Raw genomic sequence first — 25,032 nt, 5'->3', positions numbered from 1 at the left:
TTGAACTGGAACTAAAATGAAGAAGATTCTTACCTCAATTTTTATTTTTATCATTTCGTCTTTTATTTTTGCTGAAGCCATTTTTAAACTAAATCCCGTAGAAGACGGAATTCTTTTTGGCGGGGGAGTTTTACTTTCTGGCAGCGATTTGATTTTAGACAACGCACTAGAAATAAACAGACAGAAGTATGAAGGCGAAACTTACGACAAAAATGATGTAAACTCACTCGACCGTTTTTTTATGCATCAGTACTCAAAATCACGGGACACTGCAGCTGATTGCACGCTCGTAGCTTCAATGGCAGCCCCTCTAGTACTTCTTGCGACCGACAAAGACACATGGTTTACAAATGCAGTAATGTACGCAGAAACAATGTTAATCGCAAACGGAATAAAGGAACTTACAAAACTAGCGGTAACACGTATCCGACCGTATATGTATTACGATCCAAGCACTCATCCAGAAGACGACGTTAAAGAAGGCGACTTTGCGAACAGTTTTCCATCGGGACACTCTACAATGGCATTTGCAGGAGCAACTTTTGCAAGCTACACTTTCTGCAAATACTTTCCGAACTCACCGTGGAAGGTTCCTGTAATCGCCGGAAGCTACGGCCTTGCCCTTACAACAGCAATTTTAAGAATGAGCAGCGGGAATCACTTTTTTACGGACGTTGTTACAGGCGCGGCCATAGGAACTGGTGCAGGATTCTTAGTCCCATGGCTCCACAAAGTAAACTCTCAGAACGACGACGTAAAACTTTCAGTCATGCCGACAGGTTTTTACCTGACTTTTTATTTTTAAGACAAATGCCGAGTTTTCTGTCATGCTGAACTCAGTTCAGCATCTGGATTATGAGGCAGAGACAAGCAGGGATTTCGAAACAAGTTCTGAATGACGGACTTTGCAAAACCTCGGAATTGAACCTTTTAATCCTCTTCCGAATCCAAATGCATGATTTCATCGCGTTCCACCTGCAGAACTTTTTGCAGCCCTTCAAGGTGCAGAATCAAATCATGCATTTCCTCATCTGTCAAATCGCGTTTTGAACTAAGAGCGCACATATTAAAATTCGAATAAAAATAAGTCAAATCAAGATTCAATTTTTTAGCAAACTCCTTCGCCTCATCTTCGCTCACTGGCTCTGAAAAGCTAACCAAAACAGTTCTTTTTGAATAATTACGCGTTTTGCCCAGCTGTTCAGGAGTTCGAAGCGTGTAAGCAGGATCGAGGGAAGAGTCAACATCGAGTTTTTCAACATCCACCGTGACAGTTTCGATTTTTTTTGAGTCAGTTTTCGTATTTTTACACGAAGACACAAGAATCAAAGTCATAAAAATTAAAAAAAGAATTCTAACCATACTTTTAGTGATACAGTATTTCTGAAAAAATGACAAGTTTTTTATTCAAAAGGCTATTCATTTTTTTGAAAATAGATTATTTTATGTATGGAATATCTTGGAGATTTTTATGAAATTTATTCATACAGCTGACTGGCATTTAGGAAACAAAATGCACGACATTGACAGAACAAAAGAAGTTAAATTCTTTTTAGACTGGCTACGGACTCAGATTATAGAAAATGGCGCACAGGCATTAGTCGTTTCTGGCGATATTTTTGACACGGCAAACCCGCCGAATTTTTCGAAAACACAATATGCAGACTTTTTGGCATCCCTTCAATCAACTTGTTGCAAAAACATTGTCGTTGTAGGCGGCAATCACGATTCAGGAGACTTGCTTGATACAGAAAAGGCAATTTTTAAGCACCTGAACATTCACGTTGTAGGTTCACTCACAAACACATCGAGCGACGAAATGGTTTTTGAACTTTTCGATGAAGCTGAGCAGCCACTTGCGATTTGCGCAGCAGTGCCTTTTGCGCACGAGTGCGAACTTAGAAATTACATCGATGAAAATAAAGAAACAGAAGACGGAACTTTTAGCGACAGGGCATACGGTGCGCTCTATAAAAAAATCCTTGAAAAAGCCGAGTCGCTCCGTGGCAAAAAAGATATTCCTATAATTGCGACTGGACATTTGTACGCCGCAAATCTTGAGGGACGCTTTGAAAATCAGCAAAATGAAAATCGCTCCGATGACGGAAGGCGTGTTCTCGACGTTGTTGGAAAGCTTGGAAGTGTTCACGAAAATATTTTTCCGAAAGAATTTGACTACGTGGCCCTCGGACACATACATTACACAACCACCGTTGGAAAAAATCCAAAAATCATGTATTCAGGTTCGCCATTCGTAATGGGTTTTGACGAAGCTCAAATTCCCCACAACGTCCTTTTAGTCGAAGCGAAACCCGGAAAAACAAATGTCTCAAAACTGAAAATTCCTTCCATTGTAAATTACAGGCGAATAAACGGCGACTCAAAAACAATTCTTTCGTTTCTTGAAGAATACAAAAAAAATCCTCCGGAAAAACGACATTTCTTGAACTTTACTACAAACTCGAAGACGGCATAAACATAAACGACTTATTGGAAGATTTGATTAACGAGCTCGAAGAAAAGAACGTATTTATCGTAAGCCGAAAACTTCAGAGCGTTGCAGATTTTTTTTAACAACGAAAACACAGAATTAGACAGTGAAGAAGTAAAAAATCTTGAACCCGAAGAAATTTTTGAAAACTTGATTCGCGCAAAATCTAAAAATTTTTTGAACAATGAAGACGAAGACGAAAATCAAAAAATCCAAGAAGAGATTTTAAAAAAATATCTTCACATTTTTACAGAAGCATACGACGAATTTTTGGCAGAACCGTCAAACTAAACGGAGAAGGGCAAATTGAAAATTAAAAAAATCGAAATTGAAAACTTGAATTCTTTAAAAGGCTCATGGTGCATTGACTTTACGCATCCAGACTACAAAAAAAATCACGATTTATTCGTAATCTGCGGAGAAACAGGAGCCGGAAAAACCACGATTCTTGACGCAATTACGCTTGCACTGTACGGTCGCACGCCGCGGCAAACAAAATTTACAGATTCAAATGAACTTATGACTCGCCATACTTCAAAATGCATGGCACGAGTGACTTACGAATGCAAAAAAGGCATTTTTATTTCTGAATTTGAGCAGCATAAGGCAAAAGACAAAATCGACGGAAACTTATGTCAGGCATCTTGCCAAATTACGAACACAAACAACGGCGAAAAGTTTACCGCAAAAACAGCAAGTAAGCTTGCCGCCCGAACAGCCGAAATAATTCAGCTTGATTACGATGAATTCTGTCGCTCAATAATGCTTGCCCAGGGACAATTCGAAACTTTTATTTCTGGCGATGAACGTTCGCGTGCCAACATTCTCGCAAAACTCAACGGGACTCAAAAATACAAGGCATTCGCAAGTTTTATCTGGAAAAAAGCAAATGAAAAACTGAACGCCTACGATGAAATAAAAAAGAGCATTTCACAAATCGAAATATTTTCTGACGAACAAATAAAAGAGCTCAATGAAAAAATCGACTCCAATAAAAGGCAAATTTCTGGCAATCAGAAAGAATTGCAAAAAATTCAGGAGTCCATTGATTGGCTCAAAAAACTTGATGATTTTACTAAAAAAAATCTTGACGCAATCCAAAACCGAAAAAATTACGAATCAGAAAAAATAGATTTCGAAAAAAAGGCAAAAATCCTTGAACTCGCAGAAAAAGCACTTTTTTGCAAAGCAGATTTTAAAGAATTTGAAACACAGAACCGTGAACAAGAAGATTCGCTCAAAATGCTCGCCAACGAAAAAAATAATTTTTCCAACACAGAAAAAATGCTTTTTGATGCTCAAAAGATTTTTAGCGAAAATCAAAAAAAATACGATGAAGAACAAATCAAACTAAAAAAAGAAGATGAAATCTGGAAGGAAGTGAGTAAAATTGACGCAAAACTTGAACCAGTTTTGGGGCAATTCAACGAAGCTAGCAAACGATACTCAAACGCTGAGCGCGAAGTTACTTTGGCAAAAGACAAACTAAAAAATCTTGAGAGCCAAATCGAAACGCTTCAACAAGAAAACCTTTCCTACAAGAATTATATTTCTGAAAATCAGCACGACGAAAATCTCAGCACAGTCCTTCCGCTCATAACGCGCTCTTTAAAATCACTAGGAGAGTGGAACAACAAAATCACAAGCGCAAGTAAGAACATTTTAATTGAAGAAAACAATTTAAAATTGGAAGAAAAAGATTTGCTCGCAGCTAAAAATGAACTTGCAAGTTTTAATGAGCAACTAAAAAATCTTGTAAGCACTGAATATGTCGCAGTCTCTTTGCTTTTACGAACAGGTCTTTCGGCAGAAAAACCTTGCCCAGTCTGTGGCTCAACTTTGCATCCAGCTTGCGAAAAGGGCGAATCGGAATCAAAAAATGGACTCGACGAAAAAACAACAAAAATAGGAGAAACAGTTTCGTCGCTGAGCAAAAAAATTGATTCGACAAAGAAAACCCAGCAAGAAATCGAAGGATGCATCGCAGCTTCAAAAAATCAACTTGAAAATTTTTCAAGACTGCTTGAAGAAGCTAAAATTGAAAAATCAAAACTTTTCGACGAAATAAACGGAAATCTTTCAGACTGGAAAATCTGCGTACAAACCGAGCCAGAAATTGAAGAGCTGATAAAAAAATTCACGATAAAAGAACGAACATTCCGGGAAAAACGAGAAAAATTTGAAAATTCAAAAAATCTTCTTCTCGAAAAGGAAAGCGAACGAAAATCAATCGATATTGAAAAATTACAAGCACATTTTGAATCCGAAAAGCAGGCTTTTGACGTCGCTGAGCAAAATTACAAAATTCTTTCTGAAGAACGAGAAAATTTATACGGAAAAAAATCTGTTGAAACTGAAAAAAAAGCGTTCAATGAAAGAATCGAGAATCTAAAAAAAACACTCAAAGATTCCGAAGAAAAGAAAAATTCTGCAATCAATGCAAAAACGGCTGCAGAAACAAAAATCCTGGAACTTGAAAAAAATATCGACTCGCGGAAACCTAAACTGGAAGCCGCTCAAGCTAAATTTTTGCTTTCAATCGAAAAAAACGGTTTTTCTTCGGTTCAAGACTTTAAGGACCAACTTTCCAATGAAGAAAAAATTCCTATTCTAAAGGAAGAAAAAGAGCGTTTAAAAACACGCGATGCCGAAACCAACAAAGAAATCGAACTTTCAAAAAAGAATCTTGAAGAATGCCGAAAGTTGCAACTCACAACAGAAAGTCAAGAAGATTTGTTAGCTTCTAAACAAAAGTTTGATTCCGAAGACTCAATTTTAAATCAAGAAATAGGAAGCATAAAAAATCAACTTGCCGCAAATGAAAAAAACAGAAAAGAATTCGAGAAAATGCACGAAAAATTGGAAAAATCTCTTGAAGAAAAAAATCTTTGGGCGCAGGTTCAGAATTTTGTAGGTAAAAAAGACGGCGAAGACTTTGAAGTTTTTGTACAATCTTTGGCATTCAAGCAACTCCTAAAAAAAGCAAATCATTATCTTTTTAGGATTTCTGGAAAATATACAATGGTTCAAAAGCCTGGAAAAGTTGATTTTCTTATTCATGACGAAAACTATGCAGATTCAAAAGATGACAGACCTGTTTCAAATATGAGCGGCGGAGAAAAATTCATAATCAGCTTGTCCTTTGCATTGGGAATTGCAGAAATTGCCAGCAAAAATGTGCGTGTTGATTCGCTTTTCCTTGACGAAGGTTTTGGAACCTTGAGCGGCGAACCTTTAAACGAGGCAATTGCGGCTTTAAAGTCTCTTCAAAGTTCTGGAAAAATGCTCGGAATTATTACTCATATCGACTCTGTAATCCGTGAATTCGACCAAAAAATTGAGGCTGTAAAGAAAAACGGAGGAATCAGTGAATTACGAGGCTCAGGAATTACATTTTCCCACTCGTAAAAAATAAGCATTTTTTATAGCAAACAAGATTTTTTTTGTTATAAAAAATTGGAGTTTTTTGAAATTCTGTAGAATTTGGAGTTAATGCATATAATTAATCTTAAAGTCATAAAAAAGTATCTTTTTTTTATCGCTTTTTAAATTAAAATTATTATTTTTCGGTATAAACTAAAAACATATTTTTATTAGCAATATAAAAAGATTTAAAAATGTTGAATACTGAAAAAATACTAATTTTGTTTTCTGATAATTCAGAAATTCTTAATGCCGTAAAAAAAGGCATTGGTGCCAAAAAAACTGTTTTTATGACTTCGGATTCATTCTCACTTTTTAAATTTTTAGAGAATTACACGCCGACTTCAATTGTTCTCGATTTGACTATCAAAGACAGGCTTAATGCCCAGTTTTGGGAAAATTCTAACATTCCTGTCTTTCCGCTCAATTCAAAGGAAGAAGTCTTTTCGGATGATTTTAGTCAAAGATACATGGATTTTATGGATTCAAAAGAAAATCAGAATCCTGTGCGATTCGAAATAAATCATTCGCAAAAAAATTCTGACATAAAACCTCAAAAGAAATTCACCCCAGTCTTTCCTGCAAAAACGAATGAAGATGCTGGTAAGTTTTCTCCCGAAGGAAATTCTGAAATCGATTTTCCTAAGTGTCTTTCTGTGTTTGCGGGAAATTCGCAGCTGATTACAGATTTTAAGAAACGACTTTTGGTCGCGGCAAATTTGGACACTACAATTTTACTTTTGGGCGAAACCGGGAGCGGAAAATCCACGGCGGCATCGGTGATTCACGAATTGTCGTCGCGAAAAGAAAAACCGCTGATTCCGGTTTCAATTCCGGACATTCCGATAACGCTCGTGGAAAGCGAGCTTTTTGGAAACGAAAAAGGCGCATTTACCGATGCAGTCGCAAGAAACGGTTTTGTTCAACTTGCAGACAACGGAACTCTGTTTCTTGACGAAATCGGTGATTCGGAACTGGCTATTCAGAAAAAGCTTTTGTACTTTTTGGAAACAGGGAATTTTAGAAAAGTCGGTTCGGGAAAACTTCTTCATGCAGATTTAAGGCTCATTTTTGCGACTAACGCTAATTTAAAGCAGAAAATCCGCGAAAAAGAATTCCGCAAAGACTTATTTTATCGGCTCACAAAATTCGTAATCAAAATTCCGTCGCTCAAAGAACGTCAGGAAGATATTCCGTTTCTTTGTGAAAACTACTTAAAAAAAGTCGGTGCGCAAAAATTTCTTTCTCCTTTGGCACTTGAAAAACTCTGCGAACATGATTGGCCTGGAAATATCCGAGAATTGGAAAATGTATTGGAGCGGGCAATAATCGATTCTGGGGACAGGGAAATAATAACTGATGCAAGTATTGACCTTTTAGACATTTAAGCTAAAATTAATTTTACGTCTATGTCATTGTCTAAAAAAACAAGATTTATTCGAATTCTTTTTTTGTTCAGTCTTCTCCTTGTTTTTAAAAATAAAAATTTCTTGTATGCAAAAACAATAAATTTTTATCTCAATTGCAAGACATCTGAAAATCTCATTAGCGAAACAAGAATTCCTGTCGAATGGCGAGAGGATTTTTTTACAGAAGGAACTGCATTCAGCTACAATCACGAATTGGCACGATTTGCATGTATGCTTTCAGACGCTTCGTATGCAGACGTTCTTGCCGATGCGACTTCTAATCCGCTAAAAAAGAATTATGAACTTTTAGGAATCAACGAATCTGACATGGAATTTCATTACGAAATAAACTACAATGACGCGCTTTGGGGAAATGACCAATGTGCATTCAGTTTTGCTTCAAAAGAAATCGAAACGCCTGCCGGCAAAAGGACTCTGATTCTTCTCGTAATCCGAGGCACGCCCCTAAATGCGAACGAATGGATTTCAAACCTAAACATCAACGATGCCAGCCAAAAGCAGGATGAAATTCACAAGGGATTCGCAACAGCTTCGGCAGTTTTGCACACAGCACTAATATCGTACATGCTACGCCACAAAATCGACCCGACACAAGCCTATCTTTTAATCACAGGGCATAGCCGGGGCGGGGCAATCGCAAACTTGCTTTCGTCGCTATTGCTCGATGACAACTTCTTTGAAAAAGGAGCGATTTACACATACACATTCGCAGCCCCAAACGTAACGACAAACTCGCAGGAAGAAAAATACGGATTTATCTGGAATATAGTAAACGCAGAGGATGTTGTTCCGACTGTGCCAATGAACCGAGGCAACTGGAAATATCACAAATACGGCAACACGAAAGTTTTTGTTAACGGCTGTAACACACAAAAAGAACTTTACGATGAAAAATTCATTCCAAAAATCAATGAATATTTCGTAAAACTCATGGGCCGCGAATACGCACCTTTTAAAACAGGTCCGCTCGTCCCAATCGTAATAACGAATATCGTAAACGCGCTAAGCGAAAATGTTGAAAAATACTACAGCGGAGCCATAAAACTTCACACGCGGGTCGCAAAACTCATGAACAAACTTTTTCCAGACAAAAAGGACACGGAAGACGCGCCTGAACAAAACGGAGGAATCGGAAGCTGGCTTGTAACAAAATTGAATGAACGTACAAACGGGGGATTAGATTACCTCGCGCTCGCATTTTCGGACATGCACGCAAACGAAACTTATCTTTCGTACATGCTCGCTCTTTCAGAAAATGAAATTTTTTCCACAATGAACTATGCGCTTGTGACCGTTCAGGGAACAGAAGAAATCGCAATCTTTGATGAAAATGATAAATTAATGGCGCGCGTAATCAACGGGAAAATTCAATATGAAAATATGACTCTTCCAGTAGTCCTAATTCCGAACTTTAAGAAAAATATTATGATTGGCTGTCCAGGAACTATAAATTACAGGGCAGTTTTAAGCGACGAAACGCTCATTCCTACACCAACTGCTGTAAAAGTCGAATATTTTACAGCCGCAGGGCTTTTTTTAGGGGAAGCAAAAATCACAAAATTCTATCCGCATTTAAATCACGCGTACTCTTTTAAAATCGGCGAAGCGCTCGTAAAAAATTTTGAATTAAACAAAACAGACCTTACTCAAAAAAAACTTTCACGACGAGAATCAAAAAAAATCATCGAGCAAGCGGATTTAGTCCCGTCGCATTTTTTTAACATCATTCCAGAAATATACACAAACACAAACTGGACTTTGGGTTTCGGAGTTCACGTTGGAACTTCTTCAATTTTTGGTTCAGTCTTGACGGCACAAGAGTTGACAAGGTTCAAAAAAACATACGAACTTTCCATCGGATTCGGAAACCAAATGAGCATTTTTAAGCAGATAAAATTTGAAAATGAACTTTTTGGAAAGTTTCTTTGGACTGAGCAAGAAGATTCAGATTCGAGAAAATTCAATTTTGTGCCAGAATACAGAACCGCACTTTCACTGAAAGTTCTTGGAAGAATAACATTTTTTACGGCAGGAATGTTCGAATTTAAAATCAAAGATTTCAACGATGAAGCCTTCAATTCGTCCGTAAAATTAAATTCCATTTCTCCGTTCGGAGCAGACAAACTAAAAGTTGCACCGAGCATCCAATTCGGAATTCGCTTATAAAAAAAAGAGTGCCGAACCACGCTTTGCGCTTACCAGCACTCTTTTTACAGAAAATTTTACTTAAAGAATCTCAGCCAAATCAAGAATCAATCTTTCGCTTTTTTCCCAGCCCAAACATGGGTCTGTGATTGATTTTCCGTAAACGCCATCGCCAATTGCCTGCGCGCCATCTTCGATGTAGCTTTCAATCATCAAGCCCTTTACAATTTTTTTAATGTCATCAGAAACATGACAACTGTGAATAACGTCTTTTGCAATTCGAATCTGCTCAAGATATTTCTTTCCAGAATTAGCATGGTTGCAATCAACGATTAACGCAGGATTTTTGAGATTTTCTTTTGCGTAGCAATCCACAAGGTTTCGAATATCCTCATAGTGATAGTTCGCATGACTTCTTCCGTGCGCGTCAACATACCCACGCAAAATCGCATGTGCGAGAGGATTTCCCTCTGTCGTAACTTCCCAACCACGGTAAAGGAATTTTTGATGAGCCTGCGCAGCTGTAATCGAATTCATCATAACTGAAATGTCGCCAGAAGTAGGATTTTTCATTCCGACAGGAATTCCGACACCGCTCGCAACCATTCTGTGAAGCTGGTCTTCAACAGAACGAGCACCAATCGCAACATAAGCCAGGAGATCAGAAAGATAACGGTGATTTGAAGGATAAAGCATTTCCTCGGCACAGGTAAAACCAGTTTCTTTTACAACACGAGTATGCATTTCGCGGATTGCGATGATTCCTGCAAGCATATCCTCGGCCTTTTCTGGGTCAGGCTGATGCAACATTCCTTTGTAGCCAGTTCCCTTTGTGCGAGGTTTGTTTGTATAAACTCTCGGAATGATGAAAATTTTATCCTTAACTTTTTCCTGAACCTTAACAAGTCTGTTCATGTAATCAAGAACAGCAGTTTCGTTATCAGCAGAACATGGACCGATGATAAGAAGAAAGCGATTGTCTTTTCCTTCAAAAATGTTTTTTATGATTTCGTCTCTCTCTTCTTTGATTTTTTTTACTTCCTCACCAAGCGGGAATTGTTCTTTCAGCTCTTTTGGAACTGGAAGTTTTCTCACGAAATTCATCTGCATGTCCATTTTAAAAAATCTCCTTATTGCATGGTTTCTTTACATAGATACAGCATTTTATCACAAATGATTTTCTTTAGGGAATCTCTACGAGGTTAAAAGTTTTCTAAAATGATTGTTTTGCTAGGTTTAAAATACAGAAAATATAAGGCAATGCTAAAAATTTCAGTTTTTAGAGCCGTCTTGTTTTAAGTTAGGATTTCGCCGAACCTAAAAGCGGCATTGTCGCTCTGCCAAGAAAAATACGGATACAATTTTCCGCCAGCAAAAAAATTGTAGCAAATTGCCATTTGAACTCCACCGTGCGCAACAACAATCGGAATCTCCTCACTTGAACTTGAATCAATAAGTTTCCGAAAAGCCTTGCAAACTCGCTCTGTAAAAGTTTTGATTGATTCACCAGGAAATTCTTTTGATGAAGGGGCAGGGAGAGCCCCCTTTGAATCTAGCCAGTTCTGATAAATCTGTGCATTTTCCTTTGATTTTGAGCCATCTGCAAACATTCCCAAGGAGAGTTCCTCATGGCTCATATTCTCAAAAAGTCCCATTCGCATTTCCCGAAAATCTTCGACCACTTCTATTTCTGAGTCAGGAAAAATTATTTCAGCGGTTTTTAATGCCCGCGCCATCGGAGAAACAAAAACTTTTTTTGAATTTAAAATCTGATTTTTTACGTTCTTCTGAAATCCGCCAAAAAGAGCCAGCAAAGTTTTATGCACGTTTTCCGCCTGCAAAATTCCCGTTTCATTAAGCGACACGTCCGAAAGTCCGCCTGCAAAACGGCGAAGAACATTAGAAATTGTCTGACCATGCCTAAAAACAACGGCATAAAAATTTTTCTCACAAGACAAATTATCAAACGACGAAAGTTTGCCTTTTATAAATTGCGGGATTCCCGCAGTCATCAAAATTACATTTTTGGCAATCCCTGAAAGGGCACAATTAAGACGACCGTTGGCTTCACGGCTGTTGCGCTCAGCCGTTGACAGGGGAATAATGCCACAGCCAGCTTCGGTCGCAATAACAACCTTGAACGAAGAAATTCTCTCACAAACTTTTGAAGGCACGACAGTTCCAGACTGCGCGCGAGACTGTTCTTCAAAAAACTCCCTAACATCTTCCGAAGAAATTTCGTAGCAATCTTCTTTCTTAAAATGAGAAAAAACAAAATCGTGCCTGCCTGAAAAAGCTCCTCCAATTACAAGAGTCATTTAGCGAAGCATGTCCTTTGGAATTTTATAAACCGAACCACAATTATGACAAATGATTTCGAGAGTTTCCTCATCGCTTGCAAGAATATCCTCCACTTCTTTTTTTGGAAGATGTTTTATTTGGTTCGCATAATATTCTTGATTGCACGGACAATCAAATATGATTTCTCTGTCAAGAACAATCGTTGGCTTAAACTCGCGGAAAAGCCCCATTACGGCATCACGCATATTTCCGCCTTCGGCAAACCAGTTTCCAATCGACGGCATTGCCGTAAAAGCATTCTCAACTTTTTGAATGAGTCGTTTTTCTTTTTCTTCACGCGAAAGCTGCTCAGTCTCATCTTCACCGGATTTTTTTGCAATTTTTCCGCCAGTTGACGGAATATGCTGCAAGAACATTCCTCCGGCACCAATTACGCGCCCTTGCTTGTCAAACTGAATGCTGGTGTTGAATGCGGTATGAAGTTGTTCAGACTGTGCAAAATACCAAGCCAAATCTTTTGCGATATTTTTGTACATAATTTCGACAGTTCCAACCTGTGGCTGTTTCATTCCTTCGCCAATTCTAGAAACCGTAACAGTTCCGTCGCCCAAAAAAGGCTCCAAATCCCAGCTTTCGAGCGGTTTGTCCAACGGAATATGATTTTGAAGCAAAAATCCGCGGACATATCCCGTTGAATCTGCCTCAACGCTAAATCCCGCGGCAGGCCCGTTTGTATCGTACCTAAAAGTCATGTGCTCGCGACCTTTCATCGTAGGAATCAGCAAGGCTGCACACAAAGCGGCTTGTCCGAGAACAAGAGTTTCAAGAATCCCCAGATTGTGCTGGGCACGCATTTGGTTCACGAGCCGGGTACCGTTCAAAAAAGCCCCACGAAACTCGCCGTCCGCCATAAGAAAAATATCCATCTCATCTTTATGAATTGAATCAAGATGTTTTAAAAGTTCTGTATCTTTAATTTCAGCCTTTATCATAAACTATTTACTTGCCCGCTCCTGTAAGAATTTTTTTAGCGTCGGAATATAAAGTTTGTCTTCGTGCGCAATGTGATTATGAATCCACTCGTACAAAAATTTTGCAAATTTTATTGCTTCCGCAACCGAAATATCGTCAATATTAAAACAAGTGTCCTGACACTTTTCCTTGAACACATCATGCGAATGTTTGTGTTCATTGTAACCAGAAAAGTTTGAAGCAATCATAAGTTTTTCTTCTTCCTGGAAGTGGGTTGCAGCATACTTTACGCAAGTATCAAGCGTTTCCTTTACCAGTTTTTTGTATTCGTCCGTACCCTTATTCGTAAGCAGATTTTTATAAAAATCATTGCACAAGTTAACAAGATGCTCATGCTGCTCGTCAATAACAGGAATTCCTGTTTTGTAGCTTGGATTCCATTTTATAAAATCAGTTTTTTCAGTTGACTGAATCATAGAAGTCTTCAAATTCATAATACAAAAGATTATATCACAAAGTAAAAATATAGGGCATCTCGAAAAACTTAAAATTTGGATGTTTTTAGAGATGTCATAAATCAATTCTTTCCTATATAATATCAAACAGCTTTTTAGCAAGGAATTTTATGAAAAAAATCTACATTGGAAATTTAAGTTTTTCCACAACCGAAGAGCGATTGAGTTCGATTTTCGGAGAGTACGGCGAAGTTGCAAGTGCAACAATCATCAAAGACAAATTCACCGAAATGTCAAAAGGATTCGGATTCGTAGAGATGCCTGACGACGTTTCTGCCACATCCGCAATTTCTTCTCTCAACGGAAAAGAAATAGACGGACGAAAAGTCAGAGTGAACGAAGCCGTTGACAAAAAACGTACACCTAGATTCAGAAATGAAGAATCAAACGATGGTGACGACAATTTTGCACGCAGAACTTCAAGGCCATTCCAAAACCGTCGTTCCGCACGCAAAAACGACAACGAATATTAAGGGAACTTCGGAAAACTAACAGAGTTTTTCGAGACATCTTTAATTCATAAAAACAGATTTCATATACTGGAATCTGTTTTTTTTTGCATTTTCTGCCGATATTTAAGATAAAAATTTCTAAAAATCCAAAAAATATGAAATAATATAAGGGTATCCCAAAAAACTCAAAAATTGACTTTTTTAGAATTCTCTATAAAAAAATGAATTTCATTTATTAAAGGAGTGTATAATGTATAAAGCCCGAAGACGTGTTGCGTTAGTTATAATTAATCTTATAGCCGCACTTATTTTTGTCTTTGTCGCAATGTATCTTGCGCCTCAGGTAAAAATAAATGACTACAAAACATACACGAACACCTTTCCTATTGTAGTAACTTCGATTCTTTTTGCGATTTTGCTCATCGTAAGCCAGATTGTCTATTCAAGCAAAAAAACAAATATCGAAACCGAAGTAATGCAAACCGGTGCCACCGCATATTTTACAGGCTTTATAAAACGATTGCGCTTCTGCTATTCCCTTGAAGACTTTTACAATGTAATATCCGAGATTCTTGAACTGCAGGCCGACTGCTCCGTGCTTTACATTGACTGTGCTGCAAATTATACACTCTACAACAGTCCGAACAGACTTACGGACAATAGTGAACTTTTAAAAAAACTTGAAACCAACTACAAAATCGACTGGCCAGACGGAGTGTTCTTTTTTGGTGACGATGGCGGACTCATAAGCAAATCCACACACGCACGAGGATTTTTCTTCGTAAACAACTGCGAACATTTTTATGTCTTTAACCGATATACATACCTTTTTGATACTGAAATTTTCCCAAAACTTTACGAAGAATTCTGCCGTTTCCAAAACCGCGCACGAATCATTTCGAGTCTTTCAGAGATTTCCGAGCTTTCGCGTGAATGGGAACAACTTGCAGATACACAACGTTCATTCTTGCCACAAACAATGCCAGACGTAAAACGAATGAAACTCGCAGCATATTTTAGGCCACTCATCAACGTTTCGGGTGACTACTACACAGTTCTCCCGATTGATGAAAACAAAACTTTCCTCATGCTCGGTGACGTTTCTGGAAAAGGACTTGCAGCAGCCCTCGTAATGGGCTTTGTAATGAACACAGTAAAAATCAAAGAAGACAAGGAAAACCTTCCAGCTCTTATAGTATCGATTGATGCCGCAATCAAGAGCATGCACTTGCAAGATAAGTACACGGTACTTTTTATGGGCATTGTTGATACAAAGCAAATGAAAATAACTTACGTAAACGCGTCAATGTCAGACCCGATTATCGTAACCCGCTCTCCGGACGGTCACAGAATCAAGTCGCTTTCTTCGAACTGCTCAATCGTAGGTATCATTCCGTTGGACGAGAGCGACATTACGGTGGCAGAGCAGAGGCTTTTCTCTGGCGACCTCATTATGATGGCATCGGACGGTGTTTCAGAGGTTATGAACGATGAAGGCGTTGAACTTGGAGACACGGAATTCTACACCGACCGAATCAAACGAAGTGCCGACAGCGATCCGCAGGAGTTTATCGACGACCTTGTAGAGCTTGTAATGGACTATAACGGAGACAAGAAGCTCCGTGATGACGTAACGATTCTTGTAGCAAAAATTCAGGGGTAATAATTTATGATTTACGGTGTTTTGAACTTAGCAATGGGATGCTTCCTCATTTGGCTTTCTTACTACACGGATCATCGCACAGGTGACCAAAATACTAACAATCCTTTGGTCACGATGAATTCCATACTTGCCGCCGCGGCCTTTGTAATGGCGGTGGCAACGTGGTCAGCCGCAACAGCCCCTGAACGTTTTACATACTTTTTAGGGCAACTTGCATTGCTTCTCAGTGGCGCATATGCAATTGAATTCTGCAATTATTGTATTTTCTTTCCAAAATACGAACGCCCGGTAATTTCGTTAATCATAAATTGGATTTTGTTCGCAGGCTGTGGTTGGATTGTATTCACTCAATTTACGGCAGTAAACATTACACCTTTCTTGGGATTGCGAGTTGACGCTAAGTCACTGTTTACAGGAAAGCTCACTAACAACTTTCCGTACAGCTGGTATGAGCTTTACTATGTGTTGCTGACTTTCATTCTTCCGGCTTTGAGCGTAATAATCATGCTTTTGCGTTCAGAAAACCGAGAAAGCAGACTTGACCACCAAAAAACAGTAATCAACTCGATTTCTCTCATCGTAGCATGGATTTGGTTAAATCTCCTCACACGGGCCATGGGACGTGTTCCAATGTTCTCAACGTTATTCATAACGGCATTTGCATTGGCGCAGGTAATTATGACGCATTCGCTTCTCCAAAATTACCTTTACGATGTAGTTTCTCTCGCAGGTATTGTTTTAAAATCAATCTGCGGTTATTTTTTCCCTGCATTGTTCGTAGGATTCTGCTTTCCTCGGCTTTGGAAAATTTATCCAACAGACCCGAATAAATTCTATCTGTATATTTTCTTCATAATTACGATTGCAGTTACTGCCTCATATTACATTATGAAATTTTTAAGAAGATATACAGGATTCAAAGGAACACAATATTCCGACAAATTTGAAGAAGGTCTTGCAAACGTAGACTTCGGTGAAAGCCCAGACTTAATCGTAAAAAAGATTCACGACGTATTCATCAACAACATCGGTATGTCTTTCTTCCGAGTCCTTATTGAAAACGGAAACAACGAACTCGAATCAATTTATGACGAAGCAAATGTTTCAAAACTCACTGTAAAAATCAACAACAAGCTTTTCGATTCACTTTTGAACCAGAACAGCCAAATTGTATTCAAAACTGCTGTTGAAAACGGTTATCACTACGAAGCAATGAGAAAAGATTTGTTGGACTTCTTCAGCACCACAAAATCGGACGCAGTAATCATTTTGAACGAAGGTCGCCATATTTTGGGTGTAATTATCCTTGGCCAAAAGGCTGCTGGAAACATCTACACCGACTACGATATGAAAGTTTTCGAAAATCTTTATTCATACTTCTTCGTTTTCGGTTATTACATGAAGAATATCGGAAACCAGTCAATTGTCGGAACGGTAAACCGAGAAATCCACATGTCAGAGCAGATTATCGAATCTATTCAGGGCAACATGGATCCAATCAAAAACAAACGATATGACACTGGAAACATAATGATTCACGCCCACAATATCGGTGGTGAATTTATAGACCTTATCCGCCTGAGCGATGACCGCCACGTTTTCGTAATGGGCGATTTGAGCGGAAAGGGTATTTCGGCAAGTATGAGTATGGTTATCGTAAAATCCGTTATCCGAACTTACCTTGCAGAAACAAAGGACTTTAAGTTACTTGTTGAAAAAGTAAACAAATTCATTCGTTTTAATCTTCCAAAGGAAATTTTCTTTGAAGGCGTTTTTGGTTTAATCGATTTTAACGAAAATACAGTTTATTACATAAACGCCGGTGTTCCGGCAATGTTCCTCTATAACCGTTCTTACAACAACATTATTGAGGTTCAGGGAGAAGGACACGTACTCGGATTCGTAAAAGATATTTCACCGTACATCAAAGTCAAAAAAATCAAAATGAATCCTGGAGATATTCTTGTAACTTGTACCGACGGTCTTATAGACACGCACTCGCTTCGAGGTGAGCAGTTCGGTAAAGACCGAATCCAGAAAGTCATTACCGAAAACACATCGCTTCCAGCATCAAAGCTCCCGGAAGTTACTTACAGTGCGCTTGTAGACTTCGTTTCAAAAGAACTTGAAGATGATGTTAGTATTTTTGTATTAAAGTGCTTGCGATAGGGGATTTTTATGGAACAACTTCAAATTAAAGAAAAAAACGGCGCGAACTATGTTCTTTTGGAACTTTCTGGAAGTCTGAATTCTTACAACATTGGCGAATTTCAAACCAAAGTTTATGAAAATATTCAAAAACGAACTATGGTTTTAGATCTTTCGCAACTCGCCTCAATCGACTCGACCGGAGTAGGCGTAATTATGGCAGGATTTAATGACGGGGAAGAATACGGACATAAATTCTATCTTATGAATCCAAGCCCTGTAGCCAGACTCGCACTCGAAGAAACGGGATTCTACGAGATTTTTAATTTTATTCACTCTGTAACAGAAGTTGACTAATTTTTTCAATGTCAGAAATTTAACGGTCATTGAGCCTGTCGGAATAAACACGCAGTAATTTCGGCAGGCTTAATCATCAATGTTACTGATATTGAGTAAGTTTTTAGCTAAGTACACAAGGAGATTTTTCTACGAAAAAAGTCATTTTTTTAACTTCGCTTTCCTTTATTTTGCCTTTCGCTTTAAGTTGCTCAAAAAAAGCCGAAACGGGACCAGTCACAACCTTTATTTCACCGTCGCTCACAGCAAACGACCAAAAAGCTGGCGAGCAGAGTAAAAACATTTACGCAACAAAAACGCTCGACGAAACACCCGATAAAACAATTAACGAACCAATCAATCAAAACGGTCCGAAAGGCGAGGGTGACGCTGCGGAAAACAGAACGGACGTAACAAATTATTCGTCCGTCGAGCCAGAGGATATTGAAAAACTAAAAAAAGTCTTTGCCTCGCTCTCTGACAAATGCAAAAACGCCATCAAAAATGGAGACCCGGAAGAATTTTTAAAAGACTTAAAAGCAGTTCTTGCCGACGACAAAGACGATCTTCTTCTGCTTTGCGACAAGACTCATTATCTTCCAGAGGGCTATGCCCCAAAAGACCTCGTTCTCTTGCAAAAAACACCTGAGTACAACGTAATAAAACCGAATATTTATCTTCGTGCACCATGCATTCCGTCGCTTACGCAAATGGGCGCGGACGCTGCAAAACAGGGAATTACGCTTCTTGTAAGTTCTACTTACCGCTCTTACGACAGACAAGTAGAAGTTTACAACCGGCTCGTAGCCCTAGACGGTCAAGAGCAAGCAGACCGCGAGAGCGCAAGACCAGGAACCAGCCAGCATCAAACCGGCTCCGTCATTGACTTTGGAAACATCGATTCAAGTTTTGAAGAAACTGCCCCTGGAAAATGGCTTTTAAAAAATGCCTGGAAATACGGTTGGTCACTCAGTTTTCCAGACGGATATGAAGACGTTACAGGTTATCGCTACGAATGTTGGCATTATCGCTACATCGGAAAAAAAGCCTGCGAATTTCAAAGGCTCTGGTTCAGTGACGTTCAGCAGTTTATGCTAGAATTCATTGATGAATGGCGAAAACTCAGCTAAGTTTTATCCACGCACAATTTTTATGCCGTGATTTTTCTTGGCATCATAAAGGGCATCGTCGGCTTTTACTACAAGCTCACACGCTTTTCCTGGACCAAAACAGCCGCCGATGCTTACGCTTGCCCTAAATTCATTTTCATCGCCGTAACAGATTTTTGCTACGTTCCGATGAATTTGCATTAAACATTTTTCGAATTCTTCAAATGAAATTTCCTCAAAGCAAACTATAAATTCATCACCGCCATATCGGGAAACAGTGTCTTTTGTGCGTATGCTCGAAATTATCGCTTCTGAAGTTTTCTGCAAAACATAATCGCCAAGCCGATGACCGTAAGTGTCATTTATGAATTTAAATTTATTCATATCAAGAAAAGCAATCGCCTGGCAATTTGTTTCTGCAATCTGCTCGTCATAATATTTTCGGTTGTGAGCCTTCGTCAACGAATCAAGATAAATTTCTATACTGTATTTAGAAAGTTTGTCAAAAAAAGTGTTAGTTTTTCTATTTTCATTTGCGAAAGGCAAATCATCAAGTTTCATTATTCCTTCAATAACATAACTTTTGTTTTCGACAGTTATTCCATGGGCAATCATAAAATAAATGTTGTCGTTTATAATCTCGAATTTTGACGCACTTCCCATTTTTGAAAGCGCCTTTGCAGCAATACAAGTTCCGCATTTTTTCTCATTTCCAAGAATTTTACAGCAATTATCGCTGATTACAAAAGTTGAACCGTCATCGTAAAATCCAACAACTTGATTTGAAGCAATATCAACCACACTAATGTCATCAAAGAACACGCCCATATCTTTAAGCCTGATTTTTAGCTCCGTAACAGAAAAATCCCAGTTTTTCTTTTGGTAATCCGACATTCTGTTAACGAGAAGCTCAAGAAGCTGGAGCGAGGAATGAGCCTCGGAGCCAAGAACTTCCCCATGCCTTACGTGAAGGCCACATCGTTTTCCGTCAACTTCGCGAATATCCATAATACTTTCTGTACACTCGCGGATAATTTCACGCATTTCGGAGAGACTTTTTATTTTTTTTGTACAAACCGCAAAACGTCCGTGCTGAATTCGCCCCAAAATCGTACTCTCATCAAAATAAAGCCTGATTTTGTCTGCAATCATTTTAGCAAGACTTTCCGCAGTTTCTTTTCCGTAAGTCTTGTAAAAAAATAAATACTCTGGAATCTCTAACAAACCGATAGTGTAATCTTCACCATGAATGTACAGATTGTCTTCATAACCAAAAAGGGCAACCAAAAATCCACGGGCAGTCATAAACTGCGTTACAGAATCCGTAAAAGCAGCATTTTTGATTTTTAGTTGCTCAGGAAGAATCGAATCCAAATCTGTAAAATAACCGATAAGTCCGCAAATTTTTCCATTTTTGTAGAGCGGGAATTTAGTCGCACTTATATTGTGCAAAATTCCTTTTATAATATTTTGCCCGTGCCTGTTGATTATAATTTCACCGTCATGCAAAACTTTGTATTCATCATCTCGGAAAGATTCGTCTTCTATATGCCAATGAAGGTCATCGTCTGTTTTTCCAATAATTTCATCAGCACTCTTAAAACCGTAATAGTCAAGAAAAGACTGGCTCGCACCCAAAAAACGCCTTTTAGTGTCTTTCCAGAAAAATTTGATTTGGGAATCAGAAATCATTGAATTCCAAAGATTGTATTCATTTGAATAAAGATTCTTTATTGAAGTTGAATCAAGAGACAAAAAATCCTGATCCAAAACGAGTTTCTCAATAAGAACGTTGTTTTTCTCGCCAAAAAGCTCGGCCGGTCGCACACCAACAACATATTTTGTTCCCAAAGATTCTGCAATAGGTACAATCGTAAAGAATTTCCAATGGAACGTGCCGTCAGGATTTTTTACCCTAAAAAATTCCGTGAGAGTTCCGCTGGCAGATTTTTCCAATGCAGATTCAACATAGGAACGGGACATGATTTTCTTGAATCGCTCAATATCAGCACGGTAGATTTGACCTTCGATTTTTGAAAGCAGCTGCTCCGAAAGATACAAAGAATTGTTGCCCCTGAACCCAGATTCTGCCGTGTAGATGCACCGAATCGTATTTTTTTCGGCATCGCAAACAAAAACAGTTTCATACGCAGTAACGAGATTTCGCAAAATGGAGTCAAATTCTTCTTTTAGATTTTTTTCTTTTGCAAGCGGAATCGAGTTTATCGTAGAAAGCAACATCGAATACTCAGGACACTCAGCAATCGACTCAAATGTCAGGCTGCAAAGTCGATTATTTAAAATAAAATCAGCAGAAACCTTCTTGCGCTTTTTCAAAGCCGAATTCGCAAGTTTTTTCAGTTTTTTTCCCAAATCATACTTTGAGGAACTGAATATTTTTTCAAGAGCCTTATTTTCTTTTAAGCCCGACAATGCAAGGCTCTTTTTATACTGGGCGTTCAAAAAGACTTCTCTTATGCCGCTTGCATTGTACTCAAAAAGAGCGATTGACTCTCCGGTCAAAAAGTTTACTTTGCCAATCTCGTCATAAAAATAACGGTTCATGCGGTTTTCAACGCTGATATTTTTTTCGGCAATATGCTGCCAGAACATTTTTTCAGGTTGAGGACGGTCAAAAAAGAAGCCCTGTATTTTTTCGCAACCAAGATTTTTTAAGAATTCCGCCTGGGATTCAGATTCAATGCCTTCGGCCAAAGTTCTGATTCCGAGTTTTTTTGACATTTCAATTATAGAAGTGATTATTGTCGTTGATTTTAAGTCAAAACTTTCGATAAGACTCATATCAATTTTGATTTCATCAAAATTTACGTTTTTTAAAGTCTTAAAAGACGAATTTCCGCTTCCAAAATCGTCCATTATCACTTCAAATCCAGCGTCACGGAATTTTTTAATTTCTTCCAGTAACTTTTTTTTCATCTTCGATTGCCGAAGTTTCAGAAAGCTCAATTTTTATGTACTCACACGAAAGTCCATATTTTAAAATATTTTCGTTAAGGATTTTTAACAAACTCACATGGGAAAGCTCAAAATCGCGAATAGAAAAATTAAGCGAAACAGGAACGACAGGAAGTCCCTTGTCAATGCGAATGCTCAAAGATTTTGAAATCTGCTCAACAACGTAAGCGTCAAGTTTGTAGCAAGTCTGGCTTTCTTCGAGCGCAGGAATAAAAATATCTGCTGGCATAAAACCGTGGCTTGGATCATTCCAACGGGCCAAGGCTTCCATTCCGCAAAGACGTCCGCTCAAAGTTCGCAGGATTGGCTGATAAAAAATTTCAATATATCCATTCCTGATTGCCTTATCTATATTGTCCTGAACATATTTTTTTAGCTCAAGTTCGTTTCTGAGACGTTCCGTATAAAGACAATAAAAGTGTTCTTTATTCAGATGGATAGCATCACAAGCGATTTTTGCAAAATCACAGGCAGTTATAACGGGAACTTTTCCGTCATAGCGATAAACTCCAGCTTCAAGCCATAAATAAAAATTTTCATAAAGCGAGAGGACTCTTTCGTGAGCTAGCTGAATTTTTGTTACAACATCATCCTCTTCATAAAAAATTACGAAACGGTCTCCAGAAAATCTCGCAATCATTTCGCATTGAAATATTTCCCTAAAACTTTCAGCAATTTTTTTAAGGCATCGGTTTCCGCCTTCAATTCCGAACGCCGTATTAAAAAGCTTAAAGCGGACAATGTTAAAACTGATAATATATCTTTGTTTGCCAGATTTTTCAGTAAGATAATTGAATCGTTGCTGTTCGAGCGTGTCGGAAAAATGATTCCTTGTGTACAAGCCCGTAATTGGGTCAAAATAGGTATCAAGAACACGTTTGTTTAGCGGAACAACAAAAATATAGAACAAAGAACCCAAATCCGAATCATTTACCAGCTCCCAAAAATCTTCAATGAATACCGCAGTCCCATTTTTTGTTTTTATTCGAGTAAAAATGCAAGAGAAATTCTTCGTATTGCTCTCAACAAAGCAGGTGAGCGAATTTCGTAAACGATTCAAATCCTCCGCCGAGGCAGCTAAGCCTTCAAATTCTTCGCCTTGATTTTCGTTAAACTCTTTAAAAGATTCAAAGCCAAAAATTTCAAGCGCTTTTGAATTTATCTTGACAATTTTTTTTTGAGATAGACTATAAATGAGTATACCGCCAGGCATGAATTCTATATTTTCCATAGTTCTTCTTGAATTTTAATACAATTTTCAATAAATTTCAAAATAAAATCAAGAAAAACCAAGTAGCCAGGAAAACGTTACAAGTTGATAATAAGCGGAACATTTAAAAACTTCGGCTTTCAGAGATGCCAAAATTTTAAACTTGAATTATAGTATTAAAATAATCTTTCATTTTTAAAAGTTCGTCCACCAGAATTGGGTCAAAATGAGTTCCTTTTTCATGAGCGATTATACTAAACGCATCTTCAAGACTCATAGACCTTTTATAGCAACGCTCAAAAACAAGTGCGTCAAAAACGTCGGCAATTGCCATGATTCGTGCGCAAAGAGGAATATTTTCTCCGCTTAAGTTTTCAGGATAGCCACTTCCGTCCCATTTTTCATGGTGACTTTTTGCCATAGAAACCGCAATGTCAAGATATTTCTCAGATTCATACACAGTGAAAATCTTTCTTATGATTCTTGCGCCCTCAATAGTATGAGCCTTCATCATTTCAAATTCTTCTTCAGTAAGTTTGTCTTGCTTGCGAAGGATAAGATCCGAAACCACGATTTTGCCAATATCGTGCATAGGGGCAGCTTTTATCATGTGCCTAATGTATTCTTCGTTCAAAATATCCGTGTAAAATCCGTCGCGCAACGTCTGTCGGGCAATATGTTCCACGTAAATCGCGGTACGCTGCGCGTGCATACTAGTCTCAATATCTCGGTTTTCAAGAAGATTCGAAAGACTGATAATCGTATGCTCCTGAAGTTTTAAAATTCTACGCTCTTTTTTTAAGACCTCATTTTCTACGTTTTCAAATGATTTCTGAAGCTCGCTATGGGAATTTAACAAAATCAGAAGAATAGAAATCGTCATTCCGGTATTGGTAAGACTGAGCATAGCGAATTTTATCTGTATAATGTGCATACAAATCGGAATAAAAGAGTATAACAAAAAAGAAATCAAAATTTTCGTGCGGAAATGCGATTTATTTTTTATAACGATAACTACACAAGAAATGTAAAAAAACGCATAAAAAAATTCACACAAAAAATAGTAATCACCGCGAAAATAATAATTATCATCAGAAATTCGGTAATACAACCCAGTAAAAGGGGTAAGAACAACGCCGAGAAGAAAAAGAACCGTCAGGAAAATAATTATTTTTGAGTACCAAGCACTAATTTTATAAGGCTTTACGTATTCTTCAATATACTTTTCCAAAAACAAGAACGTAAAAGGAATACAAAAATAATAAATAAAAGCAAAGATTCGAAGAGCAGGAATTTTCCACGGCTTATCGTTGCCTTCTGCAATCCAATTCGAAATATCGCCAATATTAAAAATCAAAACAGTTATGCATAAGCACATAAAAAAGAACGTGTGCCGATTGTTTCGAGCCTTTTTTCCCAAATAAAGAATCATTACAAGGCAAATGATAATATTATAAATATCAATTCCTGTGCTTAAGATATTTGTAACTTCACGTGACATAACCGTACAATTATATCAAATATAAAGATAAACCGCAACAAAACGCAAAAAATAGCAAAATCCGCAAAAGAAATTCTGAATTGTAGTGAATTATGATAGCTGTAAACTTAGACTGCTCAATAAACAGTCTATAAAAAGAGAACTTTAAAAGAGTAAACGTCTATAAAAGTTTACACCTTGCCAAATATTTTATTCATAAACAGTATTGTATTATACGCTTACCGATGTAAAAATCATTGCTGTCGTCCGCTATGCTCTTTGGGTTCAAAATCTGTAAATACCGATGCTGAAATAAATTCAGCATGACAGTTAATTTTTGTTCGTTATGCTAGATTTTTAACTGCAATTTTTTTCAGATTT

Annotated in this window: 19 protein-coding genes; 11 read left to right on the top strand and 8 right to left on the bottom strand. The window is 38.0% G+C overall.

What is annotated here, in order from left to right; all coding sequences use genetic code 11:
- The first annotated feature begins 16 nt into the window (after positions 1–16).
- The gene (locus JI65_RS11985; RefSeq protein WP_191016926.1) at positions 17–805 is read left to right on the top strand and encodes a phosphatase PAP2 family protein; all 789 of its coding nucleotides are present in this window, start codon (positions 17–19) and stop codon (positions 803–805) included.
- A 125-nt stretch (positions 806–930) separates the two neighbouring features.
- Here the strand turns inward: JI65_RS11985 and JI65_RS11980 are convergent, their stop codons facing one another.
- Positions 931–1,362, bottom strand: a complete 432-nt coding sequence (locus tag JI65_RS11980) for a hypothetical protein (RefSeq protein ID WP_191016923.1) — start codon at positions 1,360–1,362, stop codon at positions 931–933.
- A 109-nt stretch (positions 1,363–1,471) separates the two neighbouring features.
- On the opposite strand from JI65_RS11980, the gene sbcD reads away from it, so the two are divergent.
- From sbcD to JI65_RS11955, 5 genes are all read left to right on the top strand, one after another.
- A complete protein-coding gene (gene sbcD / locus JI65_RS11975) occupies positions 1,472–2,476 on the top strand; it encodes an exonuclease subunit SbcD (RefSeq protein WP_191016921.1) in 1,005 nt (334 codons plus the stop codon).
- A gap of 81 nt (positions 2,477–2,557) precedes the next feature.
- The gene (locus JI65_RS11970) at positions 2,558–2,782 is read left to right on the top strand and encodes a hypothetical protein (protein WP_191016919.1); all 225 of its coding nucleotides are present in this window, start codon (positions 2,558–2,560) and stop codon (positions 2,780–2,782) included.
- Between the two features lie 15 nt (positions 2,783–2,797).
- Complete coding sequence (locus JI65_RS11965; RefSeq protein ID WP_191016916.1) at positions 2,798–5,899, top strand: AAA family ATPase; 3,102 nt, start codon at positions 2,798–2,800, stop codon at positions 5,897–5,899.
- 209 nt (positions 5,900–6,108) lie between these two features.
- Positions 6,109–7,302, top strand: a complete 1,194-nt coding sequence (locus JI65_RS11960) for a sigma 54-interacting transcriptional regulator (RefSeq protein ID WP_191016914.1) — start codon at positions 6,109–6,111, stop codon at positions 7,300–7,302.
- Positions 7,303–7,365: 63 nt separating this feature from the next.
- Positions 7,366–9,510 carry a lipase family protein gene (locus JI65_RS11955; RefSeq protein WP_191016911.1) on the top strand — a complete coding sequence of 715 codons (2,145 nt, stop codon included), beginning with the start codon at positions 7,366–7,368 and terminating at the stop codon, positions 9,508–9,510.
- A 60-nt stretch (positions 9,511–9,570) separates the two neighbouring features.
- Here JI65_RS11955 and JI65_RS11950 read toward each other — a convergent pair whose 3' ends face one another.
- From JI65_RS11950 to JI65_RS11935, 4 genes are all read right to left on the bottom strand, one after another.
- On the bottom strand, positions 9,571–10,605 hold the full coding sequence (locus tag JI65_RS11950; protein WP_191016909.1) for a 3-deoxy-7-phosphoheptulonate synthase: 1,035 nt from the start codon (positions 10,603–10,605) through the stop codon (positions 9,571–9,573).
- Between the two features lie 179 nt (positions 10,606–10,784).
- Positions 10,785–11,807 (bottom strand): histidine phosphatase family protein, encoded by a 1,023-nt coding sequence (locus JI65_RS11945; RefSeq protein ID WP_191016906.1) that lies wholly within the window; start codon positions 11,805–11,807, stop codon positions 10,785–10,787.
- Entirely contained in the window at positions 11,808–12,782 is a 975-nt protein-coding gene (locus tag JI65_RS11940; protein WP_191016903.1) for an Hsp33 family molecular chaperone HslO, read from the bottom strand.
- Positions 12,783–12,785: 3 nt separating this feature from the next.
- Positions 12,786–13,238: a bacteriohemerythrin gene (locus JI65_RS11935; RefSeq protein WP_191016901.1), complete on the bottom strand. Its 453-nt coding sequence runs from the start codon at positions 13,236–13,238 to the stop codon at positions 12,786–12,788.
- A 149-nt stretch (positions 13,239–13,387) separates the two neighbouring features.
- Here JI65_RS11935 and JI65_RS11930 point away from each other — a divergent pair, with 149 nt between their 5' ends.
- The 5 genes from JI65_RS11930 to JI65_RS11910 all read left to right on the top strand — a co-directional run bounded on the left by JI65_RS11930 (position 13,388) and on the right by JI65_RS11910 (position 19,006).
- A complete protein-coding gene (locus JI65_RS11930) occupies positions 13,388–13,750 on the top strand; it encodes an RNA recognition motif domain-containing protein (protein ID WP_191016898.1) in 363 nt (120 codons plus the stop codon).
- A gap of 229 nt (positions 13,751–13,979) precedes the next feature.
- Positions 13,980–15,392 (top strand): PP2C family protein-serine/threonine phosphatase, encoded by a 1,413-nt coding sequence (locus JI65_RS11925; RefSeq protein WP_191016896.1) that lies wholly within the window; start codon positions 13,980–13,982, stop codon positions 15,390–15,392.
- Positions 15,393–15,398: 6 nt separating this feature from the next.
- Positions 15,399–17,561: a PP2C family protein-serine/threonine phosphatase gene (locus JI65_RS11920; protein WP_191016894.1), complete on the top strand. Its 2,163-nt coding sequence runs from the start codon at positions 15,399–15,401 to the stop codon at positions 17,559–17,561.
- Between the two features lie 9 nt (positions 17,562–17,570).
- Complete coding sequence (locus JI65_RS11915) at positions 17,571–17,897, top strand: STAS domain-containing protein (protein WP_191016891.1); 327 nt, start codon at positions 17,571–17,573, stop codon at positions 17,895–17,897.
- Between the two features lie 170 nt (positions 17,898–18,067).
- A complete protein-coding gene (locus tag JI65_RS11910; RefSeq protein ID WP_242457234.1) occupies positions 18,068–19,006 on the top strand; it encodes a M15 family metallopeptidase in 939 nt (312 codons plus the stop codon).
- A 3-nt stretch (positions 19,007–19,009) separates the two neighbouring features.
- Here JI65_RS11910 and JI65_RS11905 read toward each other — a convergent pair whose 3' ends face one another.
- From JI65_RS11905 to JI65_RS11895, 3 genes are all read right to left on the bottom strand, one after another.
- Positions 19,010–21,922, bottom strand: a complete 2,913-nt coding sequence (locus JI65_RS11905) for a GGDEF domain-containing protein (protein ID WP_191016889.1) — start codon at positions 21,920–21,922, stop codon at positions 19,010–19,012.
- Entirely contained in the window at positions 21,894–23,192 is a 1,299-nt protein-coding gene (locus JI65_RS11900; protein ID WP_191016887.1) for an EAL domain-containing protein, read from the bottom strand. The genes JI65_RS11905 and JI65_RS11900 overlap by 29 nt, the downstream gene beginning before the upstream one ends.
- 136 nt (positions 23,193–23,328) lie before the next feature.
- The gene (locus JI65_RS11895; protein ID WP_191016884.1) at positions 23,329–24,672 is read right to left on the bottom strand and encodes an HD-GYP domain-containing protein; all 1,344 of its coding nucleotides are present in this window, start codon (positions 24,670–24,672) and stop codon (positions 23,329–23,331) included.
- Between the last annotated feature and the right edge of the window lie 360 nt (positions 24,673–25,032).

The organism is Treponema zioleckii (genome assembly GCF_014737315.1).
GTDB classification, from domain to species: domain Bacteria; phylum Spirochaetota; class Spirochaetia; order Treponematales; family Treponemataceae; genus Treponema_D; species Treponema_D zioleckii.
The sequence above is the reverse complement of the archived record's forward strand: the minus strand, read 5'-3'. Positions and strand labels throughout refer to the sequence as shown.

Excerpts from the sequence above, each read along its gene's own strand:
- JI65_RS11915 (WP_191016891.1), top strand. The coding sequence starts at position 17,571 with ATGGAACAACTTCAAATTAAAGAAAAAAACGGCGCGAACTATGTTCTT.
- JI65_RS11900 (WP_191016887.1), bottom strand. The coding sequence starts at position 23,192 with ATGGAAAATATAGAATTCATGCCTGGCGGTATACTCATTTATAGTCTA.
- JI65_RS11985 (WP_191016926.1), top strand. The coding sequence starts at position 17 with ATGAAGAAGATTCTTACCTCAATTTTTATTTTTATCATTTCGTCTTTT.
- JI65_RS11960 (WP_191016914.1), top strand. The coding sequence starts at position 6,109 with ATGTTGAATACTGAAAAAATACTAATTTTGTTTTCTGATAATTCAGAA.
- JI65_RS11920 (WP_191016894.1), top strand. The coding sequence starts at position 15,399 with ATGATTTACGGTGTTTTGAACTTAGCAATGGGATGCTTCCTCATTTGG.
- JI65_RS11940 (WP_191016903.1), bottom strand. The coding sequence starts at position 12,782 with ATGATAAAGGCTGAAATTAAAGATACAGAACTTTTAAAACATCTTGAT.
- JI65_RS11930 (WP_191016898.1), top strand. The coding sequence starts at position 13,388 with ATGAAAAAAATCTACATTGGAAATTTAAGTTTTTCCACAACCGAAGAG.
- JI65_RS11895 (WP_191016884.1), bottom strand. The coding sequence starts at position 24,672 with ATGTCACGTGAAGTTACAAATATCTTAAGCACAGGAATTGATATTTAT.
- JI65_RS11905 (WP_191016889.1), bottom strand. The coding sequence starts at position 21,922 with ATGAAAAAAAAGTTACTGGAAGAAATTAAAAAATTCCGTGACGCTGGA.
- JI65_RS11950 (WP_191016909.1), bottom strand. The coding sequence starts at position 10,605 with ATGGACATGCAGATGAATTTCGTGAGAAAACTTCCAGTTCCAAAAGAG.
- JI65_RS11945 (WP_191016906.1), bottom strand. The coding sequence starts at position 11,807 with ATGACTCTTGTAATTGGAGGAGCTTTTTCAGGCAGGCACGATTTTGTT.
- JI65_RS11935 (WP_191016901.1), bottom strand. The coding sequence starts at position 13,238 with ATGATTCAGTCAACTGAAAAAACTGATTTTATAAAATGGAATCCAAGC.
- JI65_RS11980 (WP_191016923.1), bottom strand. The coding sequence starts at position 1,362 with ATGGTTAGAATTCTTTTTTTAATTTTTATGACTTTGATTCTTGTGTCT.
- JI65_RS11925 (WP_191016896.1), top strand. The coding sequence starts at position 13,980 with ATGTATAAAGCCCGAAGACGTGTTGCGTTAGTTATAATTAATCTTATA.
- sbcD (WP_191016921.1), top strand. The coding sequence starts at position 1,472 with ATGAAATTTATTCATACAGCTGACTGGCATTTAGGAAACAAAATGCAC.